This window comes from Vibrio sp. 1557 (genome assembly GCF_033340175.1).
In the GTDB taxonomy this organism is placed as follows: Bacteria; Pseudomonadota; Gammaproteobacteria; order Enterobacterales; family Vibrionaceae; genus Vibrio; species Vibrio alginolyticus.
In genome coordinates, this window is the sequence record NZ_JAWOVZ010000001.1 from 249,293 (window position 1) to 265,568 (window position 16,276).

The following is a 16,276-nucleotide window of genomic DNA, read 5'->3' on the forward strand; positions in this document are numbered from 1 at the left end:
AGTTTCACTTATCGAATACATTGTTTTTAAGGTCCGAATAAAAACGAACCTCAAGATAATTCTTAATTGTTATTAATAGAGTTTGCTTAAGATTAATTCAATAGTATCAATTATCTGCTGTGTTTTGCTTTGATCTAATGCATCAGGGTGTGGGGGCGCGAATGCTTCAATGTCATTATCGAAGTACATACCATGCGCTTGAGCAAACTCTTCTGATAGCGCAGCGCGAGTTAGAATATCTGCTCCTAAGCGGATATCACCACCAGCAACCCCATAAGCATCTTTAACCATCTTACTACCTAGGAATGATTTTGGGTTTACTGATACCAACATAGGGCCAGTGTTCTTAAGCTTTAGTCCGATTGCTCGTGACCACATCGTTAATGCCAATTTGCTTTGGGCATATGCTTCGCCATCTGACAATGGTTTGTTACCGAGTAAAGCGCTAGTGTTTACTGTTGTTTGTGCAGCTGAAGACAAATTAACCACACGACCCGTATCTCCGAGCAACGGCAATAGCTCTCTAGTGAGTAAGTAGGGAGCAATGGTGTTGACTGCGAAGCGTACATCAAGACCCTCTTTAGTTCTTGGATTTGGTGTTGCGTACACACCAGCATTGTTAATGATGACGTCTAAATGATTGAACCGTTCTGTTATCTCCATCACTATCTGTTTTACCGCATTGGGAGAGGATAAATCAGCAACAAGGCTTTCAACTTTACCACTTTTCATCTCCCTCAAACTTTGCTCAACTTGTTGAACTTTCTCTATATTCCGGCCATGGATTATTACGTGTTGTTCACGGTTAATTAACATTTTCGCGGTTTCTAAACCAATACCGTCAGTAGATCCAGTAACTAGAATTGTCTTTCGCATGATCGCTCTCATTGTTGAGGGTTAATATAGAACGATCATAGTGGCATCTTTTGCATTCGACTATTGAGACTAAAAAGAAAACACTTTCTAGGAAAAATTGAAAATAACTTTGTTGTTCTTTTTGTGGACGGTGCGACGAATTAACGTCTCATTAGATGCTACGGTTATACATGTGGTGCTCAAAAATTAGGCACTATTTTGTACTCAAATAATAGCCAAGAGGTCTCTATGTTAGGTGAAAATCACTCATTAACTCATGAATTCCCAGAACATTTGGATACCATTACTCAGCTTACCGAAAACGATGCATCATTTGCTGAAACCGTTAAAAACTACAATGCTTTAGATAAGGAAATCCGCGTACTAGAACTTCAAGGAAGCCCGATTGATGATCACGAAATGAACGTGTTAAAACATAACCGGGCTGAGCTCAAAGACTGGCTCCACTCGCGAATAATGGGTTCTTAGTGACGAAATGATCATCGGCTCGTAAATTGCGGGCCGATTTTAGTTCCAATGGACGATGCCAAGTGTGCAAACATTAGGAGTGCTGAGCAGGAGCTTGGAGCGGCAGGTGACCAGTTTTTACCCAAATGATCGTTTCTTGCTCTACAAAAGGAAAATGCTCGCTCATATGTGGGCTTCGGATCCAAGAGAGAGCGGGATAGGTACCTAGCTCGTCTCTAAACTCTCCTGACAATACGAAAATTTCTTCACCACCAAAGTGACGGGGTGGTTGAAACTTCTCACCTTTTGGCCATTTAACCAACGCGACATGTTCGTGCTCAAAATGATGCAGAGGCATGACTTGCAACCCACCGACACCACTCTGCCAGCTCGCTTGGTTTGTATTAATGCGAACTGTTTCAAGATCCTCAGATTCGAACTGATTTAGTTTAACTAAAATCACACAGCCTTCTTTGCTAAATGGTGCGTGTTGACTTCCTGGAGGGTTACGAAGGTAAGTGCCAGCAGGGTAGTCACCGTATTCGTCAGAGAATACTCCCTCGAGCACCAATATTTCTTCTCCTCGAGGGTGAGGATGAGTCGAAAACTGCGAATTTGGCTTGTACTTAACGACGCTGGTGGTATGCCCTGATTCTTTGGCTTCTCGTTCCAAAGGTTTGCGCCACACACCTTTGGAAGGGCTGGCGATCCACTCCTGTTGAGCAGTATCTATCACGATTCTTTTTGAAAAATCCATATTCAACATATTGAAATTCCGTTACTTATTTAATTACTAATTCTCATTAGTATACGTATAAAAAACATCAATTGATTCATTTGTTGATAGCCCAATTCATGGATTGAGTACGAACATGAAATCGGAGCCTAATTTAAATTTCTGCTTGTGTAATGAGAATTGTTATATTATAACATCGAAAAATTAAATGTTATAACATAACAAAAAGGAAAAAGTAGTGAATAAGAAATTGGTGTCTCTCGTGATCGGTAGCATTTTTGCATCCCCTGTTTTTGCCGACACACTATCGAACCCACAGATTGGTGTTGTTGTTGATGGCTACTACCAAGATGGCCAACGTCATAATTCTGAGCGCGAAGAAGGCTTTGGTCTAGGCCATACGGAATTAAACTTCTCATCAAATATCGACGACAAGTTTTACGGCGCATTGACCGCGGTTCTTGAAAGTCATGGTGATGAGACAGAATTAGAGCTTGAAGAGGCATTCATCGAAACTTTGGCATTGCCATATGGTGTAAACGTGCGCGCTGGCCGATTCCTATCTGACTTTGGTTACCTGAACAACCAACACATGCACACCGATAGCTTTGTTGAGCGTCCAATTGCTTATCGTACTTTCCTTGGCTCGCACTACTACGATGATGGTGTACGTGCAAACATCGTGTTGCCAACCGACCTTTATGTAAAACTTGGTGTAGAAGCGCTCAGTGGTAGCAAAATGTCTTCTGTCGAAGATGGTTCTGAAGTTGGCGTGTACACCACGACGCTGAAGCTTGGTAGTGACTTCTCCGAATCTTCAAGTTGGCAGTTTGGTTTAAGTTACCTGCGTAACGAAAACGGCAAGGTTAAAGAATTCGAAGATCACGACCACGGTCATGAAGAAGAGCATGAGCACGATCACCATCATGGCGCAGCAGTGACAGGTGCGAACCTTTACGGTGCTGATTTTGTTTGGAAATGGGCACCAGACGGTAATTACAAATACAGCAACTTCACGCTATCGGCTGAATACATGCTGTTAGACGGTGTGGTAGATAGCAAATATAAAAACGATGCAGAGTCACCAGACAACTTAAGCGCTTACTATGTTTCGGGTGTTTATCGCTTCAACCCAAGCTGGTCAGCAGGTCTACGTTACGGTGAAGCAGAAAGCTACGATGGCCACGCGCACGGCGACCACATGCACTTCACTGCACTGAATGATAAAGAAATGGATGCGATGATCGCATGGGATTCTTCTCACTTTGGTACTATCCGTGCTCAATACACTCGCATTGATAACCAAGACAGCGAGACAGACAACGTATTCACTCTGCAATACGTGATGACATTTGGAGCGCACGGTGCACATGCGTTCTAAGCTGACATTAAATAAATGCAGTTTAGCGATGATGGCGGCGGGGGCTGCCATCATCTCTTCACCTGCTTTGGCTCTGAACATCTTTGTTTGTGAGCCAGAATGGAAAGCCCTTCTCGAAAGTCACGCCCCAGACGCGACCATCTATTCCGCGACCACCGCCAAGCAAGATCCTCATTATGTACAAGCTCGCCCTTCTTTGATTGCAAAGATGCGCCAAGCCGACATGGCAATGTGTTCCGGCGCGGAGTTAGAAGTAGGATGGTTGCCTATGTTGCAAGTTCGCAGTAGCAATGGTGCGGTGAAAAACGGTTCACAAAGCATGATCTACGCGACCGATTTCGTGCGCATGTTAGACACTCATGATCATGTCGACCGCAGCATGGGGGACATTCATGCGCACGGAAACCCACATGTACAGTTTGCGGCGAATGACATGGTTGCGATTTCGCGTGCTTTGACGGAACGTTTGAAGAGCATCGATCCTGATAACGCGCAAAGCTATCAAGTGAATGGTATGAAGTTCCGCGCTCACTGGCGTAAAAAGCTCAATGAGTGGAATGAGAAAGCCGCGCCATTAAAGGGTAAACAAGTGGTGGGCTATCACGAAACCTACCGTTACCTATATGATTGGCTTGGCATGGAGCAAATCGCTGACCTCGAACCAAAGCCGGGCATTTCTCCTACCACTTCTCACCTTCAATCCTTAACTAAGTTGGACTCGGATTCTTTTGAAGCGATTGTCTACTCGTCGCATCAAGACCAGCGTCCTGCAAACTGGCTACAGAAACAAACCAATAAGCCGCTGATTCAGCTGCCTTTAACGGTTTCTGATGGCGAAAGCTTGGATGAAATGTACGACCAAGTTATCGATGATTTGTTGGATGTGCTCGTGCAACCTGTTCCGGTGAAGATCTAAACCATGGCAGATTATGCATGGCTATTACCTGCGGTGCTGTGTGGCTTGATTGCTCTGGTCGGTAACGTGGTGCTCGGGCAGCAAGTGTTAAAACGCCAAATTATCTTTATTGATTTGGCGGTGGCACAAGTTGCGGCCTTGGGGGCTGCACTAAGTCACTATTGGTTGAACCAATACGATCTCTTTTCTGGTTCTTTCTTTGGTGAGATGGTTGGCCCTTGGGTGATGTCTTTGATGCTTTGCGGTTTGATTGCCTTAATGGAGAAACGATACCAGCAACATTTAGAGCCCATGATTGGCAGCTTGTTTGTCGTGTCTGCATCGCTGGCGATCCTGCTGGTGAGTAAAGACCCACACGGCGGAGACTTTATTCAAGGCATTCTTAATGGGCAATTGTTATGGGCGACTTGGGCAGACGTTTGGCCTTTGGCACTCATTACCGCTGCGATGTTGCTATTGGTTTGGTTAAAACCTGCGTTTATGCGCGGTAGTGGTTTTTATCTGATCTTTGCAATCCTGATGCCCATTACGGTCAAGTTAACCGGCATTTATTTAGAATTTGCTTTGTTGGTTATTCCAGCTTTATGTGCGGCAGCATTGAAGGGAACTCGATTCTTTGTCGCTAGTATCAGCATTGGTATTGTTGGGATCTTATCGGGTATTGCCGCATCGGCTCGCTATGACTTACCGAGTGGTGCGAGTATTGTGATCACCCTGTTTATTGCTGGCATGTTGTTTAATCTCTTGCTTCAGCCTTTTCTGGTGAAAATAACAAAACCAGCTTTTGTAAGAGATTAAGAGACAAGTAATATTGGTCTGATGAAGTAGTATTTGATTAATCAGACCAATACTTTTCTATCCAAGTCCTCCAATCGTGTAACTTTGCGCCTTCCAACACACTTTCTTACGTTGATCTTGCCATAGTCATCAAGTTGCCTTGATTAGTTCACATTCGACTCCCAGACTGTTTCTATAGTTTTTATTAGATATAAAAGACCCTGCGTATGAGAAGCGCAGCTGTAACGCGACTAGGCATAAAAACAAAAAACGCTAGGGATACAAGCGAATTTGTAATCTCAACATTTAAGGAAGACCAAGATGAAACCGGAAAAAGTAGCAGTAGTCACTGGTGCGGCTCGTGGTATTGGCCAAGCGATTTGTGAGCAATTACTGGAGGATGGATTCCACGTAATCGGGCTAGACATATCGCCCGTGGAATGGAGCCAGTCGGCGCAGCTAAGCAGTTATCAAGTCAACTTGTGTGATGCCGAAGCTGTCAGTGAAGTGGTAGAAAGTGTTGTAGAGCAGCACGGAAGAATCGATGCTCTGGTTAACAACGCGGGCATCACTCGAGATGCACTGTTGCCAGACATGTTAGAGCAAGACTGGGACAGCGTGATCGACGTGAACCTAAAAGCGGTGTTCTTACTCACCCAACGTGTTGCTCCTGTCATGCTAGAGCAGGGCACAGGCAGTATTGTTAGCATTTCTTCTATAGTGGGAACGGATGGTAATATCGGCCAGAGCAACTACGGCGCAAGTAAAGGCGGCGTCATCTCAATGAGCAAAGGCTGGGCGAAAGAACTTTCAAGAAAGGGTGCACAGATACGCGTCAACTGTGTCGCGCCAGGCTTTATCGCCACCGACATGACCAAGAACCTGCCAGAGAAAGTCATTCAAATGATGGAAGGCAAAACCCCATTAGGGCGCATGGGCTCAGTTCAAGATATTGCCAATGGCGTCTCTTTCCTAACCTCAGACAAGAGCGCCTACATCACAGGCCAAGTGCTCAAGATTGACGGTGGGTTGGTATTATAGCTCGTTAATCAAAACCCAAAATAAAAACGCCTTTTACTTATATGAAGGGCGTTTTTGTTTGAGGAACCCGACTTATGTGAGTACTACTAATAGAAAGCTTCGATTTCGCTTCGAGTTGAGTTTTTGAAGCAAAAGGCCAATACGTTTGAATAGCGTCGGGCGTCTCCTCTTAAACACTGCATTCCCTAAAGCACCGTATTCCCAAAAGAAAAGCCCACCGAAAAGCGGGCTTTGCTCTCTTTTAGTAACGAGAAGAATAACTAGTAGCTCGCTTGAATGCTGACACCGCTATAGTTTGAGTAACCTTGAATCATGACGTGATAACGTCCACTTTGTGTCGCACTGACCGTACATGTTTCATTGTTACCGTATTTGAAAGGTCGGCAGTCCCATGCATTCAGTGCTGGTTTTGCTCCAAAACGGAGATACAAATCCGCATCACCACTTCCACCATACATTTGTACGGTTAAACGCTGCCCAGCTTCTACATCAACATAGTAATACGCTACTTGACCAGTTGAACCACTTAAACCACTTATTGGCACGCCCGAGGTTAATTTGCCTTCTGGGTCCGGTGTTGGGTCTGGGCCACCGCAGTCTTGGCCACAATCTTCATCCGTTAAGCTATAAAGTAGCTTGTTCACGCTGCCTCTTGTGTCCGTCACTTTTCCGCTAGTTGCGCGGCTAACGATCAAGGCCTCTACTTGGCTTGGAGACAGTGAACTGTTTTCTTGAAGATACAATGCTGCTACACCCGCCACATGTGGCGTCGCCATCGAAGTGCCACTAATGGTTTTGTAGCCACCGTCATACCATGCAGATTTGATTTGTGAACCTGGCGCAAATACATCCACACAACTGCCCCAGTTTGAAAAACTCGAACGTGCATCCGTGCTAGTGGTCGATCCGACAGTTACTCCGGAAGCAACGCGTGCTGGAGAATAGTTACACGCATCGGCGTTGGAGTTACCTGCTGCTAGCATAAAGCTGACACCTGACTGAACCGCACTTTGCACCGCACTATCCAGAGCGACGGATTGACCGCCGCCTAAACTCATGTTGGCGACTGAAGGTCCGGAAGCGTTCGCAGCCACCCAGTCCACACCGGCAATAACACCAGAAGTAGAACCCGATCCGGTACAGCTCAATACTCTCACGCCGACAAGGTTGACGTTTTTCGCAACACCATACAAGCTGCCGCCAATGGTGCCAGCTACGTGTGTGCCGTGTCCATTACAGTCACTTGCATCTGCATCGTTATCGACAAAGTCATACCCTGAAACTGAGCGACCACCGAACTCAACATGCGCGTTATTCACACCAGTATCGATGACATAAGCCGTTACCCCAGTCCCATCAAAGTTGGCACTGTAGTTGTTATCGAGTGGCAAGTTTCGTTGGTCGATTCGGTCTAGTCCCCAAATGGCGTTGGTTTGATTTGCGTCTGCCGAGACTATTGGGTCAAGCGATAGGATTCTGTCTTGCTCAATGTAGTCCACACGAGGATCAGAACGCAGATCTTTTAGTTGCTCAGGACTCAAGTTAGCGACAAATCCACTTATCGAGTGGTCAAAAACCGACTCCACTTTTACCGAATACAAACCAGACATGCGGTCTACGGATTGTTGCGTGAATTGCTCGAATTCCGTTGAGTTGCTCGCCATCATTTGCGGTTGTTGAAATACCACTATGTAGCGATCTGCAATGGCGATCTCGTCCGGTGCGAGCATTAATGTGGCTGGTAATATGTCCGGAGCTTGTTGTAACTCTGTACTGTCCACAATCTCATTGGATTGCGAAAAAGCGAGAGAAGAATGAAAACAGAGCGCGGAGGTGATACAACAACTTAGTAGTTTCTTTAACATAAAATGTTCCTTGAAATCATAGTCTTGTTGATTTTTACCTAGTACCAAACTGTCAACACGAAAACACAGACAATCAGCGTAGTACGTGCTGAAGTGACGTTACACAAGTCAAACTAGACAATGAGCAATTATATGCATAACTGATAATAATTCGCATACTCAGAAACATGATCAATAACCAAGCTTTATTGAAATTGAAATGCAAAGATTCATTTAGACTTAGAGCAAAATCCCTAAAATAGAATAATTCTACACACCTGGCATATTGCCTGTTATATGACCTCATCTTACCGATAATTTACGCAATAAAAACCTAACTATCTATCCTTTCATTGGTCACAACTCAAATCGGTTGATAGATGTTAATATAGCCACCTGATTTCTGATGTTTTTTAACTCATGGTTACTATCCAAGTTCAATGTCGTTTCTGTAATAAAACCAGAGCCCGTTCGTGAACATGGAAAAGGGCATTCTGGCTTTCCTCGCTCCAGATGTATCGAGTGTCGAAAGAGCTTTAACTTGATTAAGTTTACGAAGCCCGCAAGCCAGATGTAAAAGAAAAAATTGTTGATATGTCAATGAATAGCTCTGGCGTTAGGGAAACAGTACAAGTGTTGAATGTCGCATACAACACGGTATTGAGCACTTTAAAAAATCTCGCGCCAAGGTAAGTAACCTCAATGCCTTTCGATAAAGCAAATATAAGACTAATTTGTAAACTTGAAAGGCTAGCTGTATTGGTTGAGGAATATGAGGAAAACACTTCCCCATTTAAGAACTGAAACACACTTTTGCCCCTTTTCGTGTTAGCACGGAAACTGTCCTGCTACCAGACTTGTGTTTCAATAGTGCCTTGTAGTATCGAAAACACTTACCACAAACTCTAGAGATTTATGTACTATACCACCTACTGGAAGCTTGATGGGTGGTATTGACGTGAACTTATCTCAAATTGATCTGAATTTGCTCTTTGTTTTAAAGCACTTGCTCGAAGAGAAGCATGTATCTAACACCGCTATGGCTTTAAATATGAGCCAGTCTGCGGTAAGTCGAGCACTGCAAAAAATGAGAGTTTTCTTTAATGACGAATTACTGGTGCGCAAGAAATACGGCTATGAACTGACTCCAAAAGCAGAGTCAGTAAGGCAAGACATTAATAATGTGATTACCAGTTTAGAAAAACTTGCCCATAGAGACTCGTTTGATCCGAGCACTGTATCAAGCACCGTTAAGGTTTACGGCCTTCTTCCTCAGATTAATACCTTAATGCCTAAGGTTATCGCTAAGATTCGGCAAGAGGCTCCAAACCTTAAGGTCAGTTTGGACTCAGCACCAAAACGTCATTTTGATGCGTTGGTGGCTGGAGATGTTCATTTCGCACTTTCCTCTCATCAACCGCCAAGCTCTGAGCAAAATATCTATCGAATGGTTGTTGCTAAGCGTACTTTCCGTTTGCTTATGAGCCGCTATCATCCACTGGCCGATTTAGAGCTAACTCCAGAGCGTTTGGCCGAATTTGACTTTGGACAAGTCTCTTTGCAGGGTGAGAAGCGATTGTCGTTTGAGCATAAATACCAAGAGCTAGGGTTAGCGAACAAAAAAAAGCGTTTATCAGCGCCAGTGCAACTGAATAACTTTAGTTCTGCTCCAAGTATCGCTGCGGAGACTGAGATTATATTTCATCTACCGACACCTTTTGCAGAGGCAGCTTGTCAAGACCCTCGCTTGATCGTTCGAGAAGTACCTGCCGAGCTACAGTTGGACTTTCAAGAAGTCTTCCTATATTGGCACAAACGCTTTAACGATGATCCTATGTGTGAATGGGTACGAGAGATCTTTAAACAGCTCTATGTTGGAACCGATACTTTAGCTTAAATGCTTATATCGGGTAATTCGTGGTTAACTATTCGTATATTGGATAGTGATATTCTCTTTTCTCGATAGTGATTAACTTGTCAGTGATTATGATAATCAGGTTTAATTGATAATAATTATTAAATGCAATTACATTTTAAGCCTATTCAATATGAAGCCTCTTTTCACATACTCTCTATTTTCTACATCAGTTGTTTCTGCTTGTATTACTGTACCTATGGTCGTTGTTGCAAATGACCAGTTACCTGAGACTGGTATCAATACAACAGCAATGGAAACCGTAGTGGTTACAGCCTCTGGTTACGAACAGAATGTCACAGAAGCGCCAGCAACAATAAGTGTTCTCACCCGAGAGCAACTTGAAAATCGCTCATATAAAGATTTGACTGATGCTTTAAGTGATATACCTGGGGTAACCGTTACAGGAGGTGGTGATGGCCAAGATATCTCAATTCGAGGTATGCCTGCTCAATATACGGCCATTCTTGTTGATGGCAGGAAGCAGTCTGGTCGAGAAACTCAAACTAATGGTAGTACGTTTACTGAACAAGACTGGCTTCCCCCGTTGAGTGCAATTGAACGTATTGAAGTTGTACGTGGCCCTATGTCAACCCTTTATGGGTCTGATGCTTTGGGGGGTGTGATTAATATTATTACGCGTAAAAATTATCAAGAGTGGCACGGAAGCTTGCGTGCAGAAACGACGCTTCAAGAAAATTCAAAATCTGGAAATAGCTATCAAGGGCAGCTTTACCTTGCTGGCCCTGTCATTGATGGTCTGTTGAGTACTTCTTTGACTGGACTGTATCAGGAAAGAAAAGAAGATGAAATTGAAGGTGGTTATGCAGGTAAGACACTCGACAACTATCGAGCTTCTTTGTACCTCACACCTACCTCGGATGACACTTTTACTCTGGAGTTCACCAATCATAACCAAGAGCGAGAGACCACTCTAGGTAAATCAGTGGAGCGAGAGTCTCAAGTTGCAGTACGAGAATATGAACGCCAATCTATTGGTTTTAGCCACGACGGAAACTACTCTTGGGGTACAAGTTCTTCATTTATCAGTAATGAAACAGTAAAAAATATCGGTGCAGATAAAGAAGTCGAGAATAGTCAAATTAATACGCAATGGGGTCTGCCTCTTAATGCTCACTACTTAACACTGGGCGCATCTTTCGAGCAAAAGGATCTGACTGATAATAAACTGTCATTGACCTCTAAAAACAAGCAATGGGCAGTATTTGCTGAGGACGAGTGGTATCTCACGGATACATTCGCTCTCACCCTTGGTTTACGTTACGACGACAATGAGATCTTTGACGGGCAATTTAGCCCAAGAGCTTACGGGGTCTGGTCTATTGACCCTAGTTGGACGCTAAAAGGTGGTGTGTCTACGGGTTATCGAGCACCTAGTTTGACACAAATGGACGAAGAGTGGGTTCAAGAGAGCTGTAGAGGGCGTTGTTCTATTTACGGTAATCCAGACTTAACAGCAGAAACCTCCATCAATACAGAGATGGGACTGTATTACGTTAATGAGCGAGACCTTTCTGCAAACATTACTTTGTTTTACAGCGACTTCAAAGACAAGATCGAAAGTGAGTTTGTCGATCCGACGTGTACTGATAGCAGAAGTTGCGACCGCACTTACGTCAACATTGATGATGCGAACAGCTATGGTGCAGAAAGTTCCGTATCTAAGGGTATTACAGAGTCAATTACACTAAGTGCAACCTACTCGTATACTCGTAGTGAAAAGAACACTAATGACGATGATGATGGCTTGCCTCTTGTACAAGCACCTGAACATATCTTCTCACTTAATGGTGATTGGGCAGTGCGTGATGATGTTGCTTCATGGGCCCGCATGAACTATCAAGGCAAAGAGAAAAACAACATCACTAGTGATAGCACAAGAACGTTGGCACCTTCTATTACTTACGTGGATCTCGGTGTGAACTGGCGTGTAACTAAGAATGTGAAGTTAATGGCAGCGGTTTATAACTTGTTCGATGAGCAAATCACAGAGGAAGAGTTTGGCTACATTGAAGATGGCCGACGCTACTGGTTAGCTGCTGAAGCGACTTTCTAATCTACTTACTTTTTTAAGCGAATAACAAAACAATGAATACGAAAATTAAGTCTGCGATGACCTCTCTGCTACTTATGCCCTTTGTCTGTTTGGCTGGGGAGTTCAATGTAGAGAAGGATATCTTGTTCAAAACTGTAGGTGAAAGAGAGATTAAACTCGATCTTTATACTCCTTCGGTTGAATCAAATACTCAGTACCCGTTATTAGTCTGGGTACATGGTGGTGCATGGAAACGTGGGAGCAAAGACGCCATCCCAGAAAAGAACCCATTATTACTTCAGTCTGTGTTGAATGAAGGTTATGCGCTAGCTTCAGTTGATTATCGTTTAAGTGGAGAAGCGATCTTTCCTCAACCAGTACAAGACATTAATGATGCACTGAACTATTTGTACGACAATGCTGAAAAGCTCGGTATTAAAGCGGACAATGTTGTGATAATGGGACGCTCTGCTGGCGGGCACCTCGCTGGCTTTATTGGTGCGACTAACTCGGCATACAACCAAGTAGATTTCTATGAGCCACCAAAGTACAAGGTCTCAGCCGTAGTAAGCTTTTTTGGCCCTACCGATTTACTTGAGTTAAGTAATAAAGGTGGCAAGAAAACCAGCAAAAAATCGTCTGTATCTCGTTTCTTAGGAGATATTCCAAACAATATTCCAAAGCTTGCCAAGAAAGCATCAACGACGAGTTATGTGAATGAAAATACTCCACCATATATACAGTTACACGGCACCTTGGATAAGCGAGTGCCTCTATCTCAAAGTGAGATACTTAAGGCTAAGCTTGATGAGCATGGAGTTACTAACCAACTTTTCATTGAAGAAGGTGTAGGACACAGTGCACCTGTCTTTGATACCGAGAAGTACGTTACTCATGTTTTGGACTTCTTAAATAAACACTTTCCGAACTAACGCTCTAGTCAATATAAGGCTTAAAAGTTCAAGGGGAAATACTGAGCCAACTGTGATTACAGTTGGCTTTTTCATGTATCTCTATTGGGCATTTTATCATTCTGATTAATGGGAGCGGCTGGCTCATTTTCAGGCAGTGGTTGAATAAATCTATGACTACTTTAGGGTATGTATTCTAACGTACTTCTGTCCAAAAAAGTGTTTCGTTAGCTTGAATTAGAACAACAAAGCGCTCTTCACAGAAAATGAAGGTCGTTTATCTCGTCTTAACAGCCTTTCAAGTTGTTTGAAATGAGGTATCGAGATCCGCTTCGCTCTTAGTTACGTTCAACCTTAGCTGCTACTTTTCATCAATAAATAGAGATGAGTTACCATCAAGTAGCATAGGGAAGCGAGGAAGTATTCTCTCAAATGAACATTAAACTCCTTCTTTGTAGCCTGTCACCTTCAAACTACTTCCTCTAGCGCTAACAATTAATTCAAATGTGCGCTGGTTAATGATTTTTCTGTAAGTAACACAATTGAACGTGATAGAAGTAACAAAATGGCCTCTTAAAGGTAACGTTCCCGAAAAGTTTATATATTATCGCCCTCATTGATATAAGTAGTAGAGACGCTCTGAGTACGAGCGCTCTGAAATTCAGGCTTTAGATGGACATTTAAAGTCACCATAAGTTTGCGATTTTTCCTTGGGAACGTTTGCAATATGCCTAAGTATAAATTTACGTGAGACTATGGAAATGAAACTACACACTTTGACGATGGCAGTAGCGCTTGGAATGGTTACTGCACCTGCATTCGCAGCAACAGATGTTGACGCTCTTGAAAAGCGAATTAATGAATTAGAACAGAGACTTGAGCAGACAGAAAAAGCATCCACAGAAGCAAATGAGAAAGCCTCAAGCTTTGAGTTTCATGGCTACGCTCGTTCCGGGCTACTGATTAATGACGATCTGAATGGTGCAGTGGGTACTGGTCCTTACATGACGGCAGCTGGTGCTATTGGCGCTCCAGTTGGGCGATTAGGGGTAGAGGATGATCATTATGTGGAAGCAAACCTTATTCACAAACGTTTTGCAGATGATGGTTCCAGCGCATTGTTCCGAATCATGTTGGCAGATAGTACGGAAACCAATAACGAATGGACGGCGAGCGAGAGTCAATTAAACGTTCGTCAGATATATGCTGAGCTAAACAAGTTGAGTATGTTCTCTGAATCAAGAGCTTTTGCTGACGCGACGTTTTGGGCTGGTAAACGATTTGACCGTGATAACTTTGACATTCACTTCTTTGACTCGGATATTGTTTTCTTATCTGGTACTGGTGCTGGTGTGTATGACGTCCAAATGAGCGATTCGTGGAAAGCAAACTTCTCGATCTATGGTCGTGATTTTGGTGAGATTGATAGCTCGTCAACAGATGTTGAAAACTATATCGCGACAATGAACAACCGCTTCGGTAATTGGCAATTGATGCTGAGCGGCATGACGTCTGCTGATAACAATGATCGCGTAGAAGGCGGAGCGGACAAAGGTTTACATGCGATGTTTGCTTACCATGGCGATAACTTCTTTGGCATGAGTGAAGGCTTCTCTAAAACCGGTATTTTGATGGGTGATGGACTGGGTGCGGAACTTAAAGGCATCGGTTCAAACGGAGATTTGTTAGAAGACGCAAAAGCCGTACGCTTGTTTAGCTATGGTGTAACACGCATCGGCGACAACTGGCGTGTAGCACCTGCGTTGCTAGCAGAACACAGCCAAGATCGCTTTGCTAAAAATGATGAATTTACGTGGGCATCGTTCAACATCCGCTTAGCGCAAGAGTTTACGCAGAACTTTGAGATGGTTTATGAAGGCTCATACCAATACATGGACCTAGACAATGCGATTGATAAAGCAAGTGGCAGTTTTTACAAAGCGACAATTGCACCAACGCTTAAGATGTCTACCGCTGCAGGTTTCTTTGACCGTCCGGAGCTACGTTTTGCAGTTAGCTACGTTGATTGGAGCGAAGACTTGAATGGCTACTCGATTAGCCAGGATGCGGGTGCTGCAACGATGGGTGATGGTGGTGAAGTTCTGTTTGCACTGCAAATGGAAACTTGGTTCTAAAGGGATCTAACCGACAAAGAGTAATAAGAAAAGCGCCAACTGATTTCAGTTGGCGCTTTTTCATTAACAGGACTGACGCTCAATTGTTTTGAATGTTAGTACCATCTTACTCATTTCAAAACTTCTGTTGGCAATTCTATCTAGTAGCAGTTTCGCACCATTTTCACCCGCTTTATCAAATGCATAGTTAAATGTTGATAAGGTTGGGGTGCACACTGATGCGAGCTCATCATCACCAACTCCTAGAACTAAAACGTCTTTACCCGGTGTTAACCCGAGCTCTTGAATCGCTCTCATCGCACCGATAGCAATACGGTCTGTCGCACAGAACAAGCCATCTAGCTTAGGGTTCTTTGTTAAGTGTTGTTTTGCCAATGAATAGCCAGAATCGATGGTAAAGTCACCACGAGCATGGAAGGCGATCTCAAAACCATGATGCTGTAGCGCTTGAACAAATCCTTCAGAGCGTTGCTTATCTACCGCGATATCGTCACCTTGCACACCAATAAAACCCATGGTTTGGCAACCTTTTGCAACCAGTCTATTTCCCGCTTCAAACCCTACTCGTGCGTCATCATGAATGATGCTTGGAATATTAAACATGGAACCATCTTGACCGACGAGCACAACTGGAACGGCTGAGTTTTGAATTGCTTTTACCAGTTTGGAATCGAGGTGGGTGGCGTAAAGAATGATCCCTTCAACCCGTTTTTGGTTAAAGATCTGAATGTACTCCAGTTCTTTTTCGTGGGCTTGGTGAGTGCTAGCAAGTAAGACATGTTTCCCGGCTTTTTCAAGGACATCGGTTAATCCATCGACACCTTGGGATGTGGCATGAGAGGAAACCCGAGGAACAATGACACCAACCAGATTGGTCTTTTGAGATTTTAGATCTTTAGCGACTTGGTTCGGCACATAGCCACACTCCGCTACTGCTTGGCGGACCTTCTGTTTTGTCGCTTCTTTTACGCCATACTCATCGTTTATAACCCGTGACACTGTTGATTTTGATACGCCAGCCAGACGGGCGACATCATGCAGACTCGCCATTGTTCCTATCCATTCTGTTTTTCGTTTTTGGGATTGTTTGCAAAGAGAAGATGAAAAGCTCTTTGATAAGTAGCGATTCTAACCTCCTATACTGCTCTTAGGGAGAGAATTTGACGATCATTCTCACATTCTCTCTGCTTTATCTTTGATCATTTGGTTTTATTGAGCAAAAATCTGTTTTGCAAACGTTC

General features: G+C 43.7%; 13 protein-coding genes and 1 pseudogene. 10 read left to right on the plus strand and 4 right to left on the minus strand.

Annotated elements, in window-relative coordinates; all coding sequences use genetic code 11:
- Nucleotides 1-72 precede the first annotated feature (72 nt).
- Nucleotides 73-876, minus strand: coding sequence for an SDR family NAD(P)-dependent oxidoreductase (locus R7070_RS01205; protein WP_025767963.1), 804 nt, complete (start codon nucleotides 874-876; stop codon nucleotides 73-75).
- A gap of 228 nt (nucleotides 877-1,104) precedes the next feature.
- On the opposite strand from R7070_RS01205, the gene R7070_RS01210 reads away from it, so the two are divergent.
- Nucleotides 1,105-1,344: a YdcH family protein gene (locus tag R7070_RS01210; RefSeq protein WP_005373737.1), complete on the plus strand. Its 240-nt coding sequence runs from the start codon at nucleotides 1,105-1,107 to the stop codon at nucleotides 1,342-1,344.
- A 73-nt stretch (nucleotides 1,345-1,417) separates the two neighbouring features.
- Here R7070_RS01210 and R7070_RS01215 read toward each other — a convergent pair whose 3' ends face one another.
- On the minus strand, nucleotides 1,418-2,089 hold the full coding sequence (locus R7070_RS01215) for a cupin domain-containing protein (protein ID WP_017819838.1): 672 nt from the start codon (nucleotides 2,087-2,089) through the stop codon (nucleotides 1,418-1,420).
- 208 nt (nucleotides 2,090-2,297) lie between these two features.
- Here R7070_RS01215 and R7070_RS01220 point away from each other — a divergent pair, with 208 nt between their 5' ends.
- The 4 genes from R7070_RS01220 (at nucleotide 2,298) to fabG (ending at nucleotide 6,174) form a co-directional block, all read left to right on the plus strand.
- A complete protein-coding gene (locus R7070_RS01220) occupies nucleotides 2,298-3,440 on the plus strand; it encodes a hypothetical protein (protein ID WP_017819839.1) in 1,143 nt (380 codons plus the stop codon).
- Nucleotides 3,430-4,356, plus strand: coding sequence for a metal ABC transporter solute-binding protein, Zn/Mn family (locus tag R7070_RS01225; RefSeq protein ID WP_017819840.1), 927 nt, complete (start codon nucleotides 3,430-3,432; stop codon nucleotides 4,354-4,356). Before R7070_RS01220 ends, R7070_RS01225 begins: the two co-directional genes overlap by 11 nt.
- A gap of 3 nt (nucleotides 4,357-4,359) precedes the next feature.
- Nucleotides 4,360-5,154 (plus strand): metal ABC transporter permease, encoded by a 795-nt coding sequence (locus R7070_RS01230; protein WP_017819841.1) that lies wholly within the window; start codon nucleotides 4,360-4,362, stop codon nucleotides 5,152-5,154.
- A gap of 300 nt (nucleotides 5,155-5,454) precedes the next feature.
- On the plus strand, nucleotides 5,455-6,174 hold the full coding sequence (fabG, locus tag R7070_RS01235) for a 3-oxoacyl-ACP reductase FabG (protein WP_017633598.1): 720 nt from the start codon (nucleotides 5,455-5,457) through the stop codon (nucleotides 6,172-6,174).
- Between the two features lie 260 nt (nucleotides 6,175-6,434).
- Here fabG and R7070_RS01240 read toward each other — a convergent pair whose 3' ends face one another.
- Nucleotides 6,435-8,039: a S8 family peptidase gene (locus R7070_RS01240; protein WP_017819842.1), complete on the minus strand. Its 1,605-nt coding sequence runs from the start codon at nucleotides 8,037-8,039 to the stop codon at nucleotides 6,435-6,437.
- A 399-nt stretch (nucleotides 8,040-8,438) separates the two neighbouring features.
- On the opposite strand from R7070_RS01240, the pseudogene R7070_RS01245 reads away from it, so the two are divergent.
- From R7070_RS01245 to R7070_RS01265, 5 genes and pseudogenes are all read left to right on the plus strand, one after another.
- Nucleotides 8,439-8,708: pseudogene (locus R7070_RS01245) on the plus strand (transposase); the annotation flags it as partial.
- Between the two features lie 253 nt (nucleotides 8,709-8,961).
- Nucleotides 8,962-9,915: a LysR family transcriptional regulator gene (locus tag R7070_RS01250; protein ID WP_017819843.1), complete on the plus strand. Its 954-nt coding sequence runs from the start codon at nucleotides 8,962-8,964 to the stop codon at nucleotides 9,913-9,915.
- Nucleotides 9,916-10,066: 151 nt separating this feature from the next.
- Nucleotides 10,067-12,010: a TonB-dependent receptor domain-containing protein gene (locus R7070_RS01255; protein WP_033906196.1), complete on the plus strand. Its 1,944-nt coding sequence runs from the start codon at nucleotides 10,067-10,069 to the stop codon at nucleotides 12,008-12,010.
- A gap of 32 nt (nucleotides 12,011-12,042) precedes the next feature.
- Nucleotides 12,043-12,921: an alpha/beta hydrolase gene (locus R7070_RS01260; protein WP_017819845.1), complete on the plus strand. Its 879-nt coding sequence runs from the start codon at nucleotides 12,043-12,045 to the stop codon at nucleotides 12,919-12,921.
- A 740-nt stretch (nucleotides 12,922-13,661) separates the two neighbouring features.
- On the plus strand, nucleotides 13,662-15,035 hold the full coding sequence (locus R7070_RS01265; RefSeq protein ID WP_031777226.1) for a carbohydrate porin: 1,374 nt from the start codon (nucleotides 13,662-13,664) through the stop codon (nucleotides 15,033-15,035).
- A 63-nt stretch (nucleotides 15,036-15,098) separates the two neighbouring features.
- Here R7070_RS01265 and R7070_RS01270 read toward each other — a convergent pair whose 3' ends face one another.
- Nucleotides 15,099-16,085, minus strand: a complete 987-nt coding sequence (locus tag R7070_RS01270; RefSeq protein ID WP_017819847.1) for a LacI family DNA-binding transcriptional regulator — start codon at nucleotides 16,083-16,085, stop codon at nucleotides 15,099-15,101.
- Nucleotides 16,086-16,276: the final 191 nt, after the last annotated feature.

Bases quoted from the DNA above. Each gene is read 5' to 3' on its own strand.
- fabG (WP_017633598.1), top strand. From the start codon at position 5,455: ATGAAACCGGAAAAAGTAGCAGTAGTCACTGGTGCGGCTCGTGGTATT.
- R7070_RS01240 (WP_017819842.1), bottom strand. From the start codon at position 8,039: ATGTTAAAGAAACTACTAAGTTGTTGTATCACCTCCGCGCTCTGTTTT.
- R7070_RS01205 (WP_025767963.1), bottom strand. From the start codon at position 876: ATGCGAAAGACAATTCTAGTTACTGGATCTACTGACGGTATTGGTTTA.
- R7070_RS01225 (WP_017819840.1), top strand. From the start codon at position 3,430: ATGCGTTCTAAGCTGACATTAAATAAATGCAGTTTAGCGATGATGGCG.
- R7070_RS01210 (WP_005373737.1), top strand. From the start codon at position 1,105: ATGTTAGGTGAAAATCACTCATTAACTCATGAATTCCCAGAACATTTG.
- R7070_RS01250 (WP_017819843.1), top strand. From the start codon at position 8,962: ATGGGTGGTATTGACGTGAACTTATCTCAAATTGATCTGAATTTGCTC.
- R7070_RS01265 (WP_031777226.1), top strand. From the start codon at position 13,662: ATGAAACTACACACTTTGACGATGGCAGTAGCGCTTGGAATGGTTACT.
- R7070_RS01260 (WP_017819845.1), top strand. From the start codon at position 12,043: ATGAATACGAAAATTAAGTCTGCGATGACCTCTCTGCTACTTATGCCC.
- R7070_RS01270 (WP_017819847.1), bottom strand. From the start codon at position 16,085: ATGGCGAGTCTGCATGATGTCGCCCGTCTGGCTGGCGTATCAAAATCA.
- R7070_RS01215 (WP_017819838.1), bottom strand. From the start codon at position 2,089: ATGTTGAATATGGATTTTTCAAAAAGAATCGTGATAGATACTGCTCAA.
- R7070_RS01255 (WP_033906196.1), top strand. From the start codon at position 10,067: ATGAAGCCTCTTTTCACATACTCTCTATTTTCTACATCAGTTGTTTCT.
- R7070_RS01230 (WP_017819841.1), top strand. From the start codon at position 4,360: ATGGCAGATTATGCATGGCTATTACCTGCGGTGCTGTGTGGCTTGATT.